At 67.9% G+C, this 17,999-nt stretch carries 14 protein-coding genes; 12 read left to right on the top strand and 2 right to left on the bottom strand.

Annotated elements, in window-relative coordinates:
- Positions 1–9: 9 nt before the first annotated feature.
- Positions 10–747 (bottom strand): flagellar basal-body rod protein FlgF, encoded by a 738-nt coding sequence (gene flgF / locus Q0379_RS01365; protein WP_299003464.1) that lies wholly within the window; start codon positions 745–747, stop codon positions 10–12.
- A gap of 226 nt (positions 748–973) precedes the next feature.
- Between flgF and fliL the strand changes: the two genes are divergently transcribed.
- The 9 genes from fliL (at position 974) to glk (ending at position 12,177) form a co-directional block, all read left to right on the top strand.
- Complete coding sequence (gene fliL, locus Q0379_RS01360; RefSeq protein ID WP_299003462.1) at positions 974–1,576, top strand: flagellar basal body-associated protein FliL; 603 nt, start codon at positions 974–976, stop codon at positions 1,574–1,576.
- A gap of 28 nt (positions 1,577–1,604) precedes the next feature.
- Positions 1,605–2,705: a flagellar motor switch protein FliM gene (gene fliM / locus Q0379_RS01355; RefSeq protein WP_299003460.1), complete on the top strand. Its 1,101-nt coding sequence runs from the start codon at positions 1,605–1,607 to the stop codon at positions 2,703–2,705.
- Positions 2,702–3,247 (top strand): DUF6468 domain-containing protein, encoded by a 546-nt coding sequence (locus Q0379_RS01350; protein ID WP_299003458.1) that lies wholly within the window; start codon positions 2,702–2,704, stop codon positions 3,245–3,247. The genes fliM and Q0379_RS01350 overlap by 4 nt, the downstream gene beginning before the upstream one ends.
- On the top strand, positions 3,244–4,029 hold the full coding sequence (locus Q0379_RS01345; RefSeq protein WP_066683859.1) for a MotE family protein: 786 nt from the start codon (positions 3,244–3,246) through the stop codon (positions 4,027–4,029). The genes Q0379_RS01350 and Q0379_RS01345 overlap by 4 nt, the downstream gene beginning before the upstream one ends.
- A 9-nt stretch (positions 4,030–4,038) precedes the next feature.
- Positions 4,039–6,912 carry a tetratricopeptide repeat protein gene (locus tag Q0379_RS01340; RefSeq protein WP_299003452.1) on the top strand — a complete coding sequence of 958 codons (2,874 nt, stop codon included), beginning with the start codon at positions 4,039–4,041 and terminating at the stop codon, positions 6,910–6,912.
- A 291-nt stretch (positions 6,913–7,203) separates the two neighbouring features.
- On the top strand, positions 7,204–8,664 hold the full coding sequence (gene zwf / locus Q0379_RS01335) for a glucose-6-phosphate dehydrogenase (RefSeq protein ID WP_299003449.1): 1,461 nt from the start codon (positions 7,204–7,206) through the stop codon (positions 8,662–8,664).
- Between the two features lie 3 nt (positions 8,665–8,667).
- Entirely contained in the window at positions 8,668–9,354 is a 687-nt protein-coding gene (pgl, locus tag Q0379_RS01330) for a 6-phosphogluconolactonase (RefSeq protein WP_299003447.1), read from the top strand.
- 4 nt (positions 9,355–9,358) lie between these two features.
- Positions 9,359–11,167, top strand: coding sequence for a phosphogluconate dehydratase (gene edd / locus Q0379_RS01325; RefSeq protein WP_299003426.1), 1,809 nt, complete (start codon positions 9,359–9,361; stop codon positions 11,165–11,167).
- Between the two features lie 14 nt (positions 11,168–11,181).
- Positions 11,182–12,177, top strand: coding sequence for a glucokinase (gene glk, locus Q0379_RS01320; RefSeq protein ID WP_299003423.1), 996 nt, complete (start codon positions 11,182–11,184; stop codon positions 12,175–12,177).
- 20 nt (positions 12,178–12,197) lie between these two features.
- Here the strand turns inward: glk and Q0379_RS01315 are convergent, their stop codons facing one another.
- Positions 12,198–12,797, bottom strand: a complete 600-nt coding sequence (locus Q0379_RS01315; RefSeq protein WP_299003420.1) for a hypothetical protein — start codon at positions 12,795–12,797, stop codon at positions 12,198–12,200.
- A 184-nt stretch (positions 12,798–12,981) separates the two neighbouring features.
- Here Q0379_RS01315 and Q0379_RS01310 point away from each other — a divergent pair, with 184 nt between their 5' ends.
- The 3 genes from Q0379_RS01310 to pyk form a co-directional block, all read left to right on the top strand.
- Entirely contained in the window at positions 12,982–14,001 is a 1,020-nt protein-coding gene (locus tag Q0379_RS01310) for a LacI family DNA-binding transcriptional regulator (RefSeq protein WP_299003419.1), read from the top strand.
- A gap of 288 nt (positions 14,002–14,289) precedes the next feature.
- Positions 14,290–16,764 carry an exo 1,3/1,4-beta-D-glucan glucohydrolase gene (locus Q0379_RS01305; protein WP_299003416.1) on the top strand — a complete coding sequence of 825 codons (2,475 nt, stop codon included), beginning with the start codon at positions 14,290–14,292 and terminating at the stop codon, positions 16,762–16,764.
- A gap of 22 nt (positions 16,765–16,786) precedes the next feature.
- A partial coding sequence (gene pyk / locus Q0379_RS01300) for a pyruvate kinase (protein WP_299003413.1) occupies positions 16,787–17,999 on the top strand: 1,213 nt, incomplete at its 3' end.

The following is a 17,999-nucleotide window of genomic DNA, read 5'->3' as shown; positions in this document are numbered from 1 at the left end:
TAGCGTCCCTTAGTTGACTTTGCCCAGCCGCTCGACGGCGGTGCGCGACAGGTCTGAGTTGGTGTCCATCATCCGGCTGACGCTTTCGTAGGCGCGCTGGACTTGGATGAGCTTGGTGATTTCCACGACCGATTGGACGTTGGAGGCTTCCAGCATGCCCTGGTGGACCGAGGCGTCCGGCGCGGGCTGCAGGGCGGCGTTGGTGGTGTTGCGGTAAAGGTTGTCCCCGTCCTTGGCCATCGAGGCCAGGTTGTCGGGGCGAACGATGGCGATCCGGCCGACGCGGACGGCGCCCTGGCTGATGATGCCGTCCTTGCCAATGCTGACCGGGCCCAAGGTCGGGTCGATGTTGATGGGGCCGCCGCCCTCGTCCAGCACGGGGTGGCCGCCTTGGGTGACCAGCTGACCCGTCGGGTTGGTCGTGAATCGACCGTCGCGGGTGTAGCGGTCGCCGCCGGCGGTCTGAACCCGGAAGAAGCCCTTGCCCTCGATCGCCAGGTCGAAGTCGCCGCCCGTCTTGGTCATCGGGCCCTGGGTGAAGTCGCGGGCGACGCCCGAATCCAGCACGAACTTGACCGGGGCCGACCCGTCCAGGGTCTTGGCCGGCTTGGCCTGCTCGGTGCGGACCATCAGGTCCTCGACCTTGAAGCCCGTGGTGTTGGCGTTGGCGATGTTGTTGGCCACGATGTCCAGCTCGCGGCGAAGCGTCAGTTGGCGCGAAAGGCCGACGTAAAGCGCGTTGTCCATGGCGAGTTAACTCGGGCGACTGGCGCGACAAATGCGCCGCACCTCCTGAAGCAACCTTCGTGCCAGAGCGAAAAGCTCAATAAAAACAGCAAATAGGAGGGTTAACGAGGGGGTGTTGGTCGGACTCTGCCGGGCAGATTCAGCCTGCGACCAAATGGCCTCCAAAACACATCGTTAACCATGTCCGCGCATGAGTAAGGCATATAGATTCCAAGGAACCGCGCGCGTGGCTCAGAACGATCAGGAAGCTCCGGAAGGTGAAGAGGGCACCGAAGGCGAAGCCCCCGCCAAGAAGAAGCCGCCTATTCTCATCATCGCGATCGCGGCCGGCGTCCTTGTCCTGGGCGGCGGCGGCGCTGCGGCCTTCTTTCTCATGAAGCCCAAGCCGGCCGCCGAAGCGGGCGAGCATGGCGCTGAAAAGAAGGAAAAGAAGAAGGAAAAGAAAGAGGGCGAGAAGAAGGAAGGCGAGGGCGGCGCGGCCGCGGCCGCCGGTCCGGCGCCCGTGATCAAGGAAGGCCCGGACGGCGTGGTGTTCTACACCCTGCCGGACATCGTCGTGAACATGCAGACGGCCGACGGCAAGTCGACCTTCCTGAAGCTGAAACTGACTTTCGAGCTGCCGGACGAAGAGACGGCCGAGGCTTTGACGCCGAATCTGCCCAGGTTGCAGGACATGTTCCAGACGTTCCTGCGCGAACTGCGTCCCGAAGACCTGAACGGCAGCCAAGGCACCTATCAACTGCGCGTCGAGTTGCTGCGCCGGGTTAACCTGGTCGCCGCGCCGGCCAAGGTGAACGCGGTCCTCATCGAGGAGATGCTGATCAACTAAGCTCTCGGGCTGGTTGGGGCGAACGATCATGGCGGACGAGAACGATCAGTGGGGCGCGGAGGGCGCCGGCGGCGACGGGGTCAACGAGTTCGGCGACTTCTCGGGCGGCATGGCCGGCTGGGACGACGGCGGCGGCGAGGGCGGCTCCGAACGCATCCTGAACCAGGACGAAATCGACAGCCTGCTGGGCTTCGATCTGTCCGGCGACGGTTCGGAAGACCGCACGGGCATCCGTGCGATCATCAACTCGGCGCTCGTCTCGTACGAACGCCTACCGATGCTGGAAATCGTCTTCGACCGCCTGGTGCGGTTGATGACGACGTCCCTGCGGAACTTCACCTCCGACAACGTCGAGGTCAGCCTCGACAACATCAGCTCGATCCGCTTTGGCGACTATCTGAACTCGATCCCCCTGCCGGCGATCCTGGCGGTGTTCCGCGCCGAGGAATTGGACAACTACGGCCTGCTGACGGTCGACTCGAACCTGATCTACTCGATCGTCGACGTGCTGCTGGGCGGCCGTCGCGGCACGGCGGCGATGCGGATCGAAGGCCGGCCCTACACCACGATCGAACGCGTGCTGGTGCAGCGGATGATCGAGGTGGTGCTGCACGACCTGAAGAGCGCCTTCGAGCCGCTGCATCCGGTCGCCTTCTCGCTGGACCGCCTGGAAACCAACCCGCGCTTCGCAGCGATCGCCCGTCCCGCCAACGCCGCGATCCTGGTCAAGCTGCGGATCGACATGGAAGACCGCGGCGGCCGCATCGAGCTCTTGCTGCCCTACGCCACGCTGGAACCCATCCGGAAGATGCTGCTGCAGCAGTTCATGGGTGAGAAGTTCGGCCGCGACAACATCTGGGAAGGCCACTTGGCCACCGAGCTCTGGACGACCCAGATGGAGGTCCGCGCCGTGCTCGACGAGCAGCAGCTGCCGCTGTCGCGCGTGCTGAACATGCAGGTCGGCGACACCCTGATGCTGAACGCCACGCCCGACAGCCTCGTCGAGCTTCGCGCTGGAGCCATCCCGCTGACCCGTGGCCGCATGGGGCGTCGCAACCACGCGATCGCCATCCGCGCCGAGGCCCCGCTGACTCCGGCCGCCAAGAAGGCCGTGCAGAAGCTGAAATGAGTCTCGTCGCTTTCGCCATGAACGGGTTGCTGGCGGTGCTGCTGATCGTGGCGCTGGCTTTCGGCTGGCGCCTGGAGCGCCGGCTGAAGGCGCTGCGCGACAGCCATGAGGGCTTCGCCAAGGCCGTGAAGGACCTCGACCAGGCCGCCGCCCGCGCCGAGCAGGGCCTGGCCGACCTGCGCGCCGCCACCGACGAGGCCGCCGAGACCCTAGCGATCCGCATCGAGCGCGCCCAGGCCCTGGCCGCCCAGCTGGACGAGCGGATCAGCAACCCGCCGCCGGCTCGCCCCGAGCGCGCCGCCGCGCCGGTCCGTGGCCGCGTGGAGCCGCCCGCCCCGTCTTCCGAACGCCGTCTGAAGGCCGAGGACTTCGAGCGTCTGCTCGAGCGGGAGGATCGCCTTCCGCCCAGCGCTCGCCCGACGCTCAGTGCGCCGAGCGCGCTGTCCGAAACCCCGCGTTCACGGGCGCGGGTCGATGATGATCTCTTCGACGGACCGGGCGAACCCCCGCGTCCCGGACCCCAATCCAGAGCCCGCCGATGAAGAACGTTCCGCGCATCCTGCCCTTGGTCGGCGTCGCCGTCGGCGGCGTGCTGGCCATCAACGCCCTGGCCGGCGCCAAGTCGCTGCCGGACATGCTGAGCGGCGCCAAGGCCTTCGCTGAAGGCGTGGCCAAGCCCGAAGGCAAGGCCGGCGAAGGCGAGGGCGCGCCCTCGGCCGAAGGCGCGGGCCAGCCGGCCGCCGCCAAGGCCCCGCAGACCCTGCCGCGCGCCTGCGCCCCCTCGGCCGACGCTCTGGCCAAGGAGGCTGGTCTCTCGCCCGCCGAACTGCGCGTCCTGCAGAGCCTGGGCGCCCGTCGCGGCCAGCTGGACCAGCGCGAGCAGGACATCGACGTGCAGCTGCAGCTGCTGGCCGCCGCCGAGGCCAAGCTGGACGCCAAGATGAAGGCCCTGACTGGCCTCAAGGGCGAGATCCAAGGCCTGCTGGGCCAGGTCGACTCCCAGAAGCAGGCCGAGGTCGATCGCCTGGTCACCGTCTATCAGGGCATGAAGCCCAAGGACGCCGCCGCCCGCATGACCCTGCTGTCCGACGAGGTCCGTCTGCCGATCGCCGCCAAGATGAAGGAACGCACCCTGGCGATGATCCTGGCCAACATGGCTCCGGCCGACGCCAAGGTCCTGACCGAACGCCTGGCCGCGCGCCTGGCCAATCCCGTGGTCGAGAAGGGCAAGGCCGCCGTCGCCGACAACGGCGCCCAGGCCGCGGCGCCAGGCCAGCAGGCCGCTGGCGCGCCGCTGGCCGGCGCGCCCAAAAAGGCCGGTTAAGGGAGGCTCATGACCCTTCGCCGTCTCCTGCGATCCAGCGTTGCGGCCGCGTGCATCGCGGGCGTGCTGGCGCCGTCCGGCTACGCCGCGCCGCCGCCCGTCGCGGCGCGGTCGGCGCTGGACGTGCGTGTCGCGCAGGCGGCGGACTTCTCCCGGGTCGAGTTTCACTGGAGCGGCGCGGCCCGCATGGCCGCGCGCCGCGAGGGCGACAAGCTGATCCTGCGGTTCAGCCGCGACGCCAATCCCGACCTCTCCACGCTCAGGATCGCGCCGCCGCGCTGGGTGAAGGCCGCCGACGCCCGCCATGTGGGTGGTTCGCTGGAACTGGTGCTGACCTTGGCCGCCGAGGCGGACTTCAAAGTCGGATCGGCTGACGGCGTCAACTTCGTCAACATCTTCGCCAAGGACGGGGCGCTCGCCGCCGCCCAGGCGACGCCGGCCGCCGCGCCGGCGCCGCCGGTTGGCCGTCCGAACCCGATGCCGCGCGACGGCGTGGTGCGCGCGGACATCGAGCGCGCCGACGGCCAGGTCACCCTGTCGTTCACCTGGGCCGCGCCCGCCGGCGCCGCCGTGTTCCGGCGCGGGGAGGCGGTCTGGATCGTCTTCGACACGCCCGCGCGGATCGACATCTCCAGGCTGCCGGCCAACACGCCTCGCTATGCGCGCATCCAGGCGCTGAGGGGCGCCGACTATTCGGCCCTGCGCATCGTGGCGCCGGTGGGCGAGCCCTATGTGGCGGTGGGCTCGGGTCCGACCTGGCGGGTCAGCTTTGGTCCCGGCCCGCAGCAGAGCCCCGACGTCATCCAGATCAATCGCGACGAGGCCGCGCCGTCCGCGGCGCTGTCGGCGGCCGTGGCGGGCGTCACCCGCGCCATCTGGGTCGACGACCCGGCCGTCGGCGACAAGATCATTGTCGCCCCGGCCCTGCCGCCGGCCAAAGGGCTGTCGTCGCGTCGCGACTATGTCGAGTTCGCCCTGCTGCAGTCGGCGCAAGGCCTGGCGGCGGAAGCCTACGCCTCGGACATGATGGTTCAGGCCAGCGCCGACGAGGTTCGCATCGGTCGACCCAAGGGCTTGGCGCTGTCGCCGGCCTCGGCCGCCGCGCCGCCGGAAGAGGCCGTCGCGGGCGCGCCCCAGCCGCTGTCGATGCCGGCCCTGATCGATCTGGACGCCTGGCCGAAGCTCGGATCCGGCGGCTTCCTGGCGCGCTACAACGCCCTGCAGAACGCCGTCAGCGCCGCGCCGGACGAGAACGCCGACGTCGCCGCGCGCCTAGCCCTGGCGCGCTTCCTGGTGGGCTCTCAGATGTCGTTCGAGGCGATCGGCGTGCTGAACGCCGGCGCTCGCCAGCACCAGACGATGATGGCCAATCCGGAGTTTCGAGGCCTTCGCGGCGTGGCCCGGGTGCTGGCCGGTCGCTATGCGGAGGCCGACGCCGATTTCTCCTCGCCGGTCCTGGCGGACGAGCCGTCCAGCGCGCTCTGGCGGGGGTATATCGCGACCAAGAACGGCCAATGGCTGGACGCGCGGACCAAGTTCTCGAATGGCGGCCGGGCGCTGGATCTCTTTCCGCCGATCTGGAAGGCGCGGTTCCTGAGCGCCCAGGCCGAGGCTGCGCTGGGCGTCGGCGACCTGACGGGCGCCTTGCAGTCCATCGCCAAGGCGCTGGACCAGCCGAAGATCCCCGTGAGGGATCAACTGGCCATTCGCCTGGTCCAGGCCCGCATCTTCGAGGCCAAGGGCGAGAAGGTCCGCGCCAGGAAGATGTTCCAGGCCATCGCCAAGGCGCCCTACGACAATCTGGCCGCGCCGGCCCTGCTGCACGCCACCCAGCTGCAGTACGAGAAGCGCGAGATCAACGCGGCCAAGGCGGCCGACACCCTGAACCAGCTGCGCTACCGCTGGCGCGGCGATGGCGTCGAGATGGACGTCATCCGCGCCCTCGGGAAGCTCTATATCGACCAGGGCCGTTATCGCGAGGCGCTGGAGGTGATGCGCTCGGCGGGCCGTGGCGGTTCGGATCGTCCCGAAGCCCTGGCCCTGCAGAACGAGATCTCCAGCACCTTCCGGGCGCTGTTCCTCGACGGCCTGGCCGACGGCATGCAGCCGATCCAGGCGGTGGGCCTGTTCTACGACTTCCAGGAGCTGACGCCGATCGGCGCCGACGGCGACCAGATGGTGCGCAACCTGGTGCGCCGCCTGGTGGACGTCGACCTGCTGGACGACGCCGCCAAGCTCTTGAAGTATCAGGTCGACAACCGCCTGAACGGCGTGCCCAAGGCCCAGGTCGCGACCGACCTGGCCTGGATCTATCTGATGAACAAGCGTCCCGAGGACGCGCTGAACGCCATCAACGCCACCCGCACGACCATCCTGCCGCCGGCCTTGAACGCCGAGCGCCGCCTGGCCACGGCGCGCGCGCTGATCGGCCTGGGTCGCTACGACGCCGCCCTGGAACTGGTGGAGCGCGACAACACCAAGGACGGCCAGGAAATCCGCGCCGACATCGCCTGGAAGCAGCGCGCTTGGCCGACCGCCGGAGCGATGTACGAAAGGATGCTCGGCGATCGCTGGAAGGGGCAGGGCGCGCTGTCCGCGGCCGAGGAGGCCCGTCTGCTGCGCGCGTCGGTGGCCTACAGCCTGGCCGACGACGATGCGTCCCTGGCCCGGCTGCGCCAGCGCTGGACGCGCTTCGTCGACAACGCCGGCAATCCCGACGGCCTGCGCGTCGCGCTCCAGGGCCTGGGCTCGGAGGCGGTCTCGCCGTCCGATTTCGGCAAGGTCAGCGCCGACAACGAGGCGTTCAGCGGCTGGGTCGCCCGGATGAAGGACAAGTTCCGCACCGGTCAACCGGCCGGCGCCGCGGCCCGCGCGGGCGGCTGACGCCCTCTTGCTGTCCGCAAGGCATAGCCGTTCCCTGGCGTGACCGTATCGTGACCTTGCAAGGCACGGCGTTCCATTTTTCGCCCGAATGGGTGAATAAACCTCCGTCGAAACTCCATTGGTCTTATGGCGGCGACGCTGGGTTTGCCCTAGGTAAGGCCCGCTTGTTCGGCGTCCCGTCGAACGGTTCGGTTCGCGTTGGAGCGTTCCTCCAGCTCGGCGCTCACGCTCGCGCTTGCCATTCTGCCGCAGGCATGTCATGACAACGTTGTCATAGGGTGGAAGACATTGGTGACCAAGAAGAACGACGGCGAGACTGGCCGCGAAGTCCTTGTGCTGCTGGGCGGCGCGGGCGATCTGGCCCTGCGAATGCTGCTGCCTTCGCTGTACTTCCTCGAAGTCGATCGGCTGCTGCCGCACGATATGCGGATCATCGGCGTCGCGCGTCACGACCATGACGCGGCCAGCTACAGGGCCCTTGTCCGCGAACAGCTGGGCAAGCGCGCGACGGTGGAGGAGGCGGCCTGGAATCGCCTCGCGGCCCGCCTCGACTACGTGCCCGCCGACATCACCAGCGAGGACGACACCAAGAAATTGGCCGAGCGCATCGGCGCGCACGGCGACCTCGTCATTTTCTTCTCGCTCTCGCCCAGCATTTACGGCCCGGCCTGTCAGGCGCTGCAGGCGGCGGGACTGACGGGCCCGAGGACCCGTCTGATTCTGGAAAAACCGCTGGGTCACGACCTGGAGAGCTCCAAGCGCACCAACGCCGCCGTCGCGTCCGTGGTGGACGAGAGTCAGGTCTTCCGGATCGATCACTATCTGGGCAAGGAGACGGTCCAGAACCTCGCGGCCCTGCGCTTTGCCAACGTGCTGTTCGAGCCGCTGTGGGACCGTAACGCCATCGATCACGTGCAGATCACCATCGCCGAGACCGAGAAGGTCGGCGACCGGTGGCCCTATTACGATGAGTACGGCGCGCTGCGGGACATGGTGCAGAACCACATGCTGCAGCTCTTGTGCCTGGTCGCCATGGAGGCGCCTTCGGGTTTCGATCCGGACGCCGTTCGCGACGAGAAGGTCAAGGTGCTGCGGTGCCTGCGCCCCTTCACCAAGGAGAGCGTGGCGCACGATACGGTCCGCGGCCAGTATGTCGCCGGCGTGGTCGAAGGCAGCGCGCGCCCCAGCTACGTCGAGGAAGTCGGCAAACCGACCAAGACCGAAACCTTCGTGGCCATGAAGGTGGCGATTGAGAATTGGCGCTGGGACGGCGTGCCGTTCTTCCTGCGCACCGGCAAGAACCTTCCCGACCGCCGCACTCAGATCGTCGTCCAGTTCAAGGCGGTGCCGCACAACATCTTCGGTCCCGCCACCGACGGCGAACTGTGCGCCAACCGCCTGGTCATCGACCTGCAGCCGGATGAGGACATTTCGCTGACGATCATGAACAAGCGGCCCGGACTGTCGGAAGAAGGCATGCGCCTGCAGTCGTTGCCGCTGTCGCTGTCGTTCAGCCAGACGGGCGGTCGCCGCCGCATCGCCTACGAGAAGCTGTTCCTGGATGTCTTCCGCGGCGATCGCACGCTGTTTGTCCGCCGCGACGAGGTCGAGCAAGCCTGGCGCTTCATCGACGGCGTCGCCGCCGCCTGGGCCGAAGCGGGCATCGATCCCGCCCCCTATGCGGCCGGCACCTGGGGACCGCAGACGGCCAACGCGCTGATCTCGCCCGGCGGCCGGTCCTGGAAGGCGTAAGGGATGCCGAAACTGGAAGCCTTCGGTTCGCGCGAAGCCCTTTATGACGCCACGGCGTCGATCCTGGTCGACGCCCTGACCAATGCGGTCGCCGCCTCGGGGCGGACCGGCTTCGCCGCGACCGGCGGCACGACGCCGGCGCCGGTCTATGACCGCCTGGCGACGCTGACCGCGCCCTGGGACAAGATCACCGTCACCCTGACCGACGAGCGTTTCGTCCCGCCGAGCGACCCCAGCAGCAACGAAGGCTTGGTGCGCCGTCATCTGCTGAAGGGCGAGGCCGCCAAGGCCGGCTTCGCGCCGCTCTATGTCGAGGGCCTGAGCCACGCCGACAGCGCCCGCGCCGCCGAGGCCGGGGTCGAGGCCGCCACGCCGTTCGGCGCGGTGCTGCTAGGCGTCGGCCCCGACGGCCACTTCGCCTCGCTGTTTCCGGGCAATCCGGTTCTGGCTCAGGGCCTGGACCCGCGCTCTGATCGCCTGGTCCTGGACGTGCCGCCCAGCGATCCCGCGCCCGACATTCCTCGTCTCAGCCTGACCTTCGCAGCCCTGACTCGCACTGATTTGATCGTGCTGTTGGTCACCGGAGCGGCCAAGAAGGCGTTGTTGGAAGGCGACGTCGACCCGGCTCTGCCAGTCGCCGCCATCCTCAAGCAGGACCGCGCCAAGGTCCGCATCCTTTGGGCGGAGTAACGCCATGAGCCTCAACCCCGTCATCGCAGACGTCACCGCCCGCATCGTGGCGCGCAGCAAGGATAGCCGCGCGGCGTACCTCGCGAACATGCAGCGCACGATCGACAGCCAGCCGGGCCGCGCCAAGCTGTCCTGCGCCAACTGGGCCCACGCCTTCGCCGCCTCGCCGGGCGTCGACAAGGTCCGCGCGCTGGATCCGAACGCCCCAAACCTCGGCATCGTCTCGGCCTATAACGACATGCTCTCGGCCCACCAGCCGCTGGAGGCCTATCCGGCGCTGATCAAGGACGCCGCGCGCGAAGTTGGCGCGACCGCCCAGTTCGCCGGCGGCGTGCCCGCGATGTGCGACGGCGTCACCCAGGGCCGTCCGGGCATGGAGCTCTCCTTGTTCTCGCGCGAGGTGATCGCCATGGCCACGGCCGTGGCCCTGACCCACGACGCCTTCGACGCGGCGCTCTATCTGGGCGTCTGCGATAAGATCGTGCCGGGCCTCGTCATCGGCGCCCTGACCTTCAGCCACCTGCCGGCGCTGTTCGTGCCCGCCGGTCCGATGACCTCGGGCCTACCCAACTCGGAGAAGGCCCGCATCCGCGCGCTCTATGCCGAGGGCAAGGTCGGCCGCGCCGAGCTGCTGGAGGCCGAACAGGCCAGCTATCACGGCCCTGGCACCTGCACCTTCTACGGCACGGCTAACACCAACCAGATGCTGATGGAGCTGATGGGCTTCCATCTGCCCGGCTCGGCCTTCGTCCACCCGAACACCCCGCTGCGCGAGGCCCTGGTCAAGGAAGCCGCGCGCCGCGCCGCCGCCGTCACCGCCAAGGGCAACGAGTACATCCCGGTCGGCCGGATGATCGACGAGAAGTCGATCGTCAACGGCGTGGTCGGGCTGATGGCCACCGGCGGCTCGACCAACCTGGCTTTGCACCTGATCGCCATGGCGCACGCGGCCGGGATCGTGCTGACGCTGGAGGACCTGGACGACATCTCGCGAGCCACGCCGCTGCTGGCCCGCGTCTATCCGAACGGCTCGGCCGACGTGAATCACTTCCAGGCGGCTGGCGGCATGGCCTTCGTGATCCGCGAGCTGCTGAAGGCCGGCCTCGTTCACGAGGACGTTCAGACCATCGCTGGCCCCGGCCTGTCGCGCTACGCCCAGGAGCCTTTCCTGGAGGGCGGCGAGCTGAAGTGGCGCGACGGCGCGGCCGAGACCCTGGACCCGGCCATCGTGCGCCCGGTTTCGGATCCGTTCAGCAAGGAAGGCGGACTGCGCCTGATGGCCGGCAACCTGGGCCGCGGCGTGATGAAGATCTCGGCCGTGAAGCCCGAGCATCACGTGATCGTCGCGCCCGCGGCCGTGTTCCAGGAGCAGGAAGACTTCATCGCCGCCTTCAAGCGCGGCGAGCTGGACCGCGACGTCGTGGTGGTGGTCCGCTTTCAGGGGCCGTCGGCTAACGGCATGCCGGAGCTGCACAACCTGTCGCCGTCGATCTCGGTGCTGCTGGATCGCGGCTACAAGGTCGCCCTGGTCACCGACGGCCGGATGTCCGGCGCCTCGGGCAAGACGCCGGCCGCCATCCACGTGACGCCGGAAGCCGCCAAGGGCGGGCCTCTGGCCTATGTCCAGGATGGCGACGTGATCAGCGTCAACGCCGAAACCGGCGAACTCAAGATCCTGGTGGACGAGGCGACCCTGTTCGCCCGCGCGCCAGCGAACGTCCCGGCGTCCAAGCCGGGCTTTGGCAGGGAACTGTTCGGATGGATGCGAGCAGGGGTCGGCGCCGCCGACGCCGGCGCCTCCGTCTTCGGGTAAGGAAACACCAGGTCATGGACGGCAATCACAGCGGGGGTCTCGGCCTCGTCGGCGACATCGGCGGCACGAACGCCCGCTTCGCCCTGGTCGAGTTCGATGGTCAGGACCCGCGCCTGATCGAGCCGACCGCCTTCAAGGGCGAGGACTACGGCACGGCCGAGGACGCCATTGAGGCCTATCTGCACAAGGTCGGCGCCAAGCACGCGGACCAGGCGGTGGTGGCCGTGGCGGGTCCGATCGACCATGGTCAGGTCCACATGACCAACCTCGACTGGACGATCTCGGAGGACGGCCTGCGCCGCGCTGGCGGCTTCCGGAACGCCAAGCTGATCAACGACTTCACCGCCCAGGCCCTGGCCGCGCCGCGCCTGGCCCCCAAGGACCTTCGTCAGGTTGGCGCGCTGCCGACATCGGGGGAGGGCGACCTCGCCATTCTCGGCCCGGGCACGGGCTTCGGCGTCGCGGGCCTTGTCCGTCGCCACGGCCACGAGATCCCGCTGGCCACCGAAGGCGGTCACGTCGCCTTCGCCCCGGTCGACGAGGTCGAGATCGAGGTGCTGCGTCTCCTGACCCAGCAGTTGAACGGCGGCCGCGTCTCCGTCGAGCGCATCCTGTCGGGGCCCGGCATGGAGGACCTGCACGTGGCTCTCGGCCAGGCCGAGGGGCGCAAGGTCGACAGCCTGACCGCCAAGCAGATCACCGAGCGCGCGGTTGAGGGCTGCGCCGACAGCCTGGCGACCGTGAACCGGTTCTGCGCGGTGCTGGGCTCGACGGCGGGCGACATCGCCCTGACCCTGGGCGCGCGCGGCGGCGTCTTCATCGCCGGCGGCATCGCCCCGCGCATCATCGACATCCTCGAGAAAAGCCCGTTCCGCGAGCGCTTCGAGGCCAAGGGGCGCCTGTCGGGATTCACCCAGGCGATCCCGACCCACGTGATCCTGCATCCGCACACGGCGCTGATCGGCGCGGCGGTGGCGCTGACGCCGGAGGGCAGGGCGGCGGTCTCTTAAAAGGTCGTCCAAACAGGCCGCTAAAGCCATAGCGCGGCCCAAGGCTTCAATGTCTGCCAGAACTCGGCTGGTCTGATCACATTGATGCCTAAGTCTCGCAGACGTTCCCGGTGTTTCCAGATCGTATTTAGATCAGACGTGAGAAATGCATCGCAGTCACCCATTTTGTACTGAATTAAAAGGAGGCGATCGAATGGGTCTCGCGCGAAATCGGGGATTTCTAGAAGTGCCGTCTCCAGTTTCTGAAGCTCAATCGTCAGTTTGAAGCGGGTTCGTACCGATCCACCGGCTGAAATCCTGTCGCCGGTTTCATCAAGCATGATGAGCCATCTATCAAGTACATCCAGAACCCATGATAGTAGGCCTCCGCGCGCTCGAAAGTCTTGGATATTGGCTATCTCCGCTATGGAAAGCGGCGAGATAAGGAATTGAAAGTGAGCCCTCTCGTTAACTAGGAAGATAGCGCGGAGGGCTTCCAAATCTGCTAAGCTATTGGGATTGTTGTCACAAGGCTCCTCGTCATCGAATATATAACCGCCTTCGTCATAAAGGCGATTGAGAACGCATGTATCAAGGAGCGTTCTTTCAGGGATTGACGATAGAGGCTCTTGATCGTCCAAAATTCGCTCTCCCGTCCGTGACCTCTATCTATTTTGTTTGATGCATCGCCGGTTCGCAAATCTCGCGCGATACCTGTTCCAATCTTGGGTGGCGGGAGAGCCCTTTGCTTGGGGCTCGCCATGACAGCCTTGTCATGGCTAAGTACGCGCCAAACCGAACGAATCGGGGAAGGCGGGGACGGAATTGAGCGCCAAGATCACGATCCACGACGTGGCCCGCGAGAGCGGCGTCTCCATCAAGACCGTCTCGCGCGTCCTCAATCGCGAGCCCAACGTCAAGGCTGACACCCGTGATCGGGTGCAGGCGGCGGTGGCCGCGTTGAACTACCGTCCCAATATCTCGGCGCGGAGTCTGGCGGGCGCGAAGGCTTATCTGATCGGCGTGTTCTTCGACAACCCCAGCCCCGGCTACGTCACCGACGTGCAGCTGGGGGCGATCGCGCAGTGCCGCAAGGAAGGCTACCACCTGATCGTCGAGCCGATCGACTCCACGGGCGATGTCGAAGAGCAGGTCGCGCCGATGCTTGCGACCTTGCGAATGGACGGGGTGATCCTGACGCCGCCGCTCAGCGACCACCCCGTGGTGCTCGCCGCGCTGGAGCGCGAGGGCGTCGCCTATGTCCGCATCGCCCCGGGCGACGACGTGGAGCGCGCGCCGTGGGTCAGCATGGACGACCGCAAGGCGGCCTACGAGATGACCAACCACCTGATCGGCCTGGGTCACCGCGACATCGGCTTCATCATCGGCCACCCGGACCACGGCGCGTCGCATCGACGGCATCAAGGCTTCCTCGACGCCATGCGCGACGCGGGCCTGGCCGTGCGCCAGGATCGGGTGGAGCAGGGCTGGTTCTCTTTCCGCTCGGGCTTCGAGGCGGCCGAGCGCCTGCTGGGCGGCCAGGATCGCCCGACCGCGATCTTCGCCTCGAACGACGACATGGCCCTGGGTGTGATGGCGGTGGCCAACCGCATGCGGCTGGACGTGCCGGCCCAGCTGTCGATCGCGGGCTTCGACGACACGCCCGGCGCGCGGATCACCTGGCCGCAGCTGACCACCGTCCGCCAGCCGATCGCCGCCATGGCGGGCGCGGCCGCCGACATGCTGATGAGCGGCGTTCAGCGCGAAGAGGGCGAACCGCCGCCCTCGCGACTGCTGGATTTCGAGCTCGTCGTCCGGGAATCCACGGGCAGGGCGCCCAACTAGGCTCATCGTCCAGCATTCAGGCAGATTGATCTTGACAGCGCTGTCCATTCGACATGAGATCATCGGCGATCAAGACGGTCGCCCAGGAGAAGGCGGCGTCAGGAGGAAACGTCATGACACCGCCTGGCCACTCCAGAGCCCGTCGCGCCGTCCTGCGCGCACGATCACTCCCCTCCAAGCGGTACCTCTAGCCGCTTTCTTTCGCTCGGCGCGGTCCTCCGCAAGCGCCGCGCCGAGCGCTTTTCTTTCCAGCCTGTCGCCTTGTTAGAGGCCCTTCGAGGACCGCCTATGTTTCTGCGTCGCTCCCTCCATGTTTCCGTCCTGGCCTTGGCGATCGCCGGTGGAGTTTCGGGAGCCGTTCTCGCCCAGACGCCCGCGGGTCCCGCGACCACCCATCCGGCGCTGTGGCCCAACGCCGCCAGCCCCGCGACGATCACCGACGCCAAGACCGAGGCTTTCATCACCAAGCTCATGAGCCAGATGACGGTCGAGGAGAAGGTCGCCCAGACCATCCAGGCCGACGGCGCCTCCATCACGCCCGAGGAGCTCAAGAAGTACCGCCTGGGCTCGGTGCTGGTGGGCGGCAACAGCGCTCCCGACGGCAATGACCGGGCCTCGGCCCAGCGCTGGATCGAGTGGATTAACGCCTTCCGCGCCGCGGCGCTGGACAATCGCGGCGGCCACCAGGAAATCCCGATCATTTTCGGCGTGGACGCCGTCCACGGCCACAACAACGTCGTCGGCGCGACGATCTTCCCGCACAACATCGGCCTGGGGGCGGCGCGCGATCCCGACCTGATCCGCCGCATCGGCGAGGCGACGGCGCAGGAGATGGCCGCGACCGGGGCCGACTGGACCTTTGGCCCGACGGTGGCCGTGCCGCGCGACGTGCGCTGGGGCCGCACCTACGAGGGCTATGCCGAGGATCCGGAGGTCGTGAAGACCTATGCCGGTCCGATGACCCTGGGCCTGCAAGGCGCGTTGGTCGCTGGTAAGCCGCTGGCGACGGGCCACATCGCCGGCTCGGCCAAGCACTTCCTGGGCGACGGCGGCACCGACGGCGGCAAGGACCAGGGCGACGCCAAGCTACCCGAGACCGAGCTGATCCGCCTGCACAACGCCGGCTATCCGCCCGCGATCGACGCCGGCATCCTGTCGGTGATGGTCTCGTTCTCCAGCTGGAATGGCGTCAAGCACACTGGCAACAAGAGCTTGCTGACCGACGTGCTGAAAGGGCGGATGGGCTTCGAAGGCTTCGTCGTCGGCGACTGGAACGCCCACGGCCAGGTCGAGGGCTGCACCAACACCAGCTGCGCCCAGGCGTACAACGCCGGCATGGACATGATCATGGCCCCCGACAGCTGGAAGGGCCTCTATGACAACACCCTGGCCCAGGTGAAGGCCGGCCAGATCCCGATGGCGCGGATCGACGACGCCGTGCGCCGCATCCTGCGCGTCAAGGTCAAGGCGGGGCTGTTCGAGAACAAGCGCCCGCTGGAGGGCAAGCTGGAGCTGCTGGGCGCGCCCGAGCACCGCGCGATCGCCCGTGAAGCAGTCCGCAAGTCGCTAGTCCTGCTGAAGAACGAAGGCGTGCTGCCGCTGAAGAGCTCGGCGCGCGTCCTGGTGGCCGGCGACGGCGCCGACGATATCGGCAAGGCGGCCGGCGGCTGGACCCTGACCTGGCAGGGCACGGGCAACAAGAACAGCGACTTCCCGAACGGCCAGTCGATCTTTGGCGGCATCGCCGAAGCGGTGAAGGCCGGCGGCGGCAGCGCCGAGCTGTCGGTCTCCGGCGACTACAAGCAAAAGCCCGACGTCGCGATCGTCGTGTTCGGCGAGAACCCTTACGCCGAGTTCCAGGGCGACATCGCCACGGCCGAGTACCAGCCCGGCGACAAGACCGACCTGGCGCTGCTGAAGAAGCTGAAGGCCCAGGGCATTCCGGTCGTCTCGGTGTTCCTGAGCGGTCGCCCGTTGTGGACCAATCCCGAGATCAACGCCTCGGACGCCTTCGTGGCGGCCTGGCTGCCCGGCTCGGAAGGCGGCGGCGTGGCCGACGTGCTGATCGGTGATGCGGCCGGCAAGCCGCGCTTCGACTTCACGGGCAAGCTGTCCTACTCTTGGCCCAAGCGCGCTGACCAGGAGCCGCTCAATGTCGGCGACAAGGGCTATGACCCGCTTTTCGCCTACGGCTATGGCCTCAGCTACGCCAAGCCAGGCAAGGTGGCCGTGCTGTCGGAAGAGTCCGGCGTGACGTCGGCGGCCGCCGTGAACGTGGACCGCTACTTCATCGCCGGTCGCTCGCCGTCGCCCTGGACGCTAACCACCTCGGGCGCGGTGGCGACCAAGACCATCGACGCCGGCGCCCAGGAAAACGCCCGCCAGGCGGTGTGGACCGGGGAGGGGCAGGGGCTGCTGGCGATCTCCGGACGTCCCGTCGACCTGTCGCGCCAGACCACCGGCGACATGGCCGTCATGCTCCGCTACCGCGTGGATGCGTCCCCAGAGAAACCGGTTTCCATGGCCATCGCCTGTGGCGAATCCTGTGGGGCGACGGTAGACGTTACGTCAACGTTCTCAGGTGCGAAACTCGGCGAATGGCGTACGGCCAAGATCAAACTTTCCTGTTTCAAGGCCAAGGGCGTGGACATGACGCGGGTGACCGCGCCGTTCGCGCTGATGACGTCCGGTCGCCTATCCATGACCTTTACCGAGATCCGGTTGGCCTCGAACGAGGGCGACGCGGTCTGTCCCACGAACTAAACTTCGGCCAAGGAGCGACGGCATGATCCGCGCCCGTCGCTCCCGCATCGTCGCCACGATCGGTCCAGCCTCCAGCTCGCCCGAGATGATCGTCACCCTGGCCAAGGCCGGGGCGGACGTCTTCCGCCTCAACTTCAGCCACGGCGCCCACGAGACGCACGCGGCGGTCTACAAGGCCATCCGCGAGGCGGAGAAGGTCGTCGGGCGGCCGCTGGGCATCCTGGCCGACCTGCAGGGGCCCAAGCTGCGCGTCGGCAAGTTCGCCGACGGTCCGGTCATGCTGAAGCCCGGCCAGGCCTTCCGCTTCGACAGCGATCCGACGCCGGGCGACGAAACGCGTGTTCACCTGCCGCATCCGGAGATCCTGACCGCCATGCGGCCGGGCGCGACCCTGCTGCTGGACGACGGCAAGCTGCGGATGACGGTGACCGAGGCCGGCCCCGGCTACGCCAACACCAAGGTCGTCAACGGCGGCAAGCTGTCCGAGCGCAAGGGCGTGGCGGTGCCGGACGTCGTGATCCCGATGTCGCCGCTGACGGCCAAGGACCGCGAGGACCTGGCCTTCGCCCTGCGTCTCGGCGTCGACTGGATCGCCCTGTCGTTCGTGCAGGCGCCGGAAGACATGGCCGAGCTGCGCCGCATCGTCGAAGGCCGCGCCGCCGTGCTGGCCAAGATCGAAAAGCCCCAGGCGCTGAAGGTGCTGGGCCCGATCCTCGACCTCTGCGACGGCGTCATGGTCGCGCGCGGCGACCTCGGCGTCGAGATGGCGCCCGAAGAGGTGCCGGTGGCGCAGAAGGAAATCCTGCGCGCGGCGCGTGAGCGTGGCATTCCGGTCATCGTCGCCACCCAGATGCTGGAGTCGATGACCAGCTCGCCGACCCCGACCCGCGCCGAAGCCTCCGACGTCGCCAACGCCGTCTATGAAGGCGCGGACGCGGTGATGCTGTCGGCCGAGTCCGCCGCCGGCGACTATCCGGAGGAAGCCGTTTCGATGATGAACCGTATCATCGAGCGGGTTGAGCGCGACCCAAAGTGGCCGGAGCTCATGTACGCCGAACAGAGCCACGACGATGTGGACGCCGACGTGCTGGTCGTCGCCGCCGCCGGCGCGGCCAAGGCGGGTTCGACCAAGTGTTTGGTCGCCTTCACGACCACCGGCGCCACGGCGCGCCGTCTGGCGCGCGAGCGCCCGCTGCAGCCGGTGTTGGCCCTGTCGCCCCAACTTAGCGCCGTGC

The sequence above is a fragment of the uncultured Caulobacter sp. genome, assembly GCF_937900395.1.
Classification (GTDB): domain Bacteria; phylum Pseudomonadota; class Alphaproteobacteria; order Caulobacterales; family Caulobacteraceae; genus Caulobacter.
This window is presented reverse-complemented; position numbering and strand designations above follow the sequence as displayed.

Coding starts and splice junctions, on each gene's coding strand:
- flgF (WP_299003464.1), bottom strand. CDS start 747: ATGGACAACGCGCTTTACGTCGGCCTTTCGCGCCAACTGACGCTTCGC.
- fliM (WP_299003460.1), top strand. CDS start 1,605: ATGGCGGACGAGAACGATCAGTGGGGCGCGGAGGGCGCCGGCGGCGAC.
- Q0379_RS01350 (WP_299003458.1), top strand. CDS start 2,702: ATGAGTCTCGTCGCTTTCGCCATGAACGGGTTGCTGGCGGTGCTGCTG.
- Q0379_RS01345 (WP_066683859.1), top strand. CDS start 3,244: ATGAAGAACGTTCCGCGCATCCTGCCCTTGGTCGGCGTCGCCGTCGGC.
- Q0379_RS01340 (WP_299003452.1), top strand. CDS start 4,039: ATGACCCTTCGCCGTCTCCTGCGATCCAGCGTTGCGGCCGCGTGCATC.
- pgl (WP_299003447.1), top strand. CDS start 8,668: ATGCCGAAACTGGAAGCCTTCGGTTCGCGCGAAGCCCTTTATGACGCC.
- edd (WP_299003426.1), top strand. CDS start 9,359: ATGAGCCTCAACCCCGTCATCGCAGACGTCACCGCCCGCATCGTGGCG.
- glk (WP_299003423.1), top strand. CDS start 11,182: ATGGACGGCAATCACAGCGGGGGTCTCGGCCTCGTCGGCGACATCGGC.
- Q0379_RS01305 (WP_299003416.1), top strand. CDS start 14,290: ATGTTTCTGCGTCGCTCCCTCCATGTTTCCGTCCTGGCCTTGGCGATC.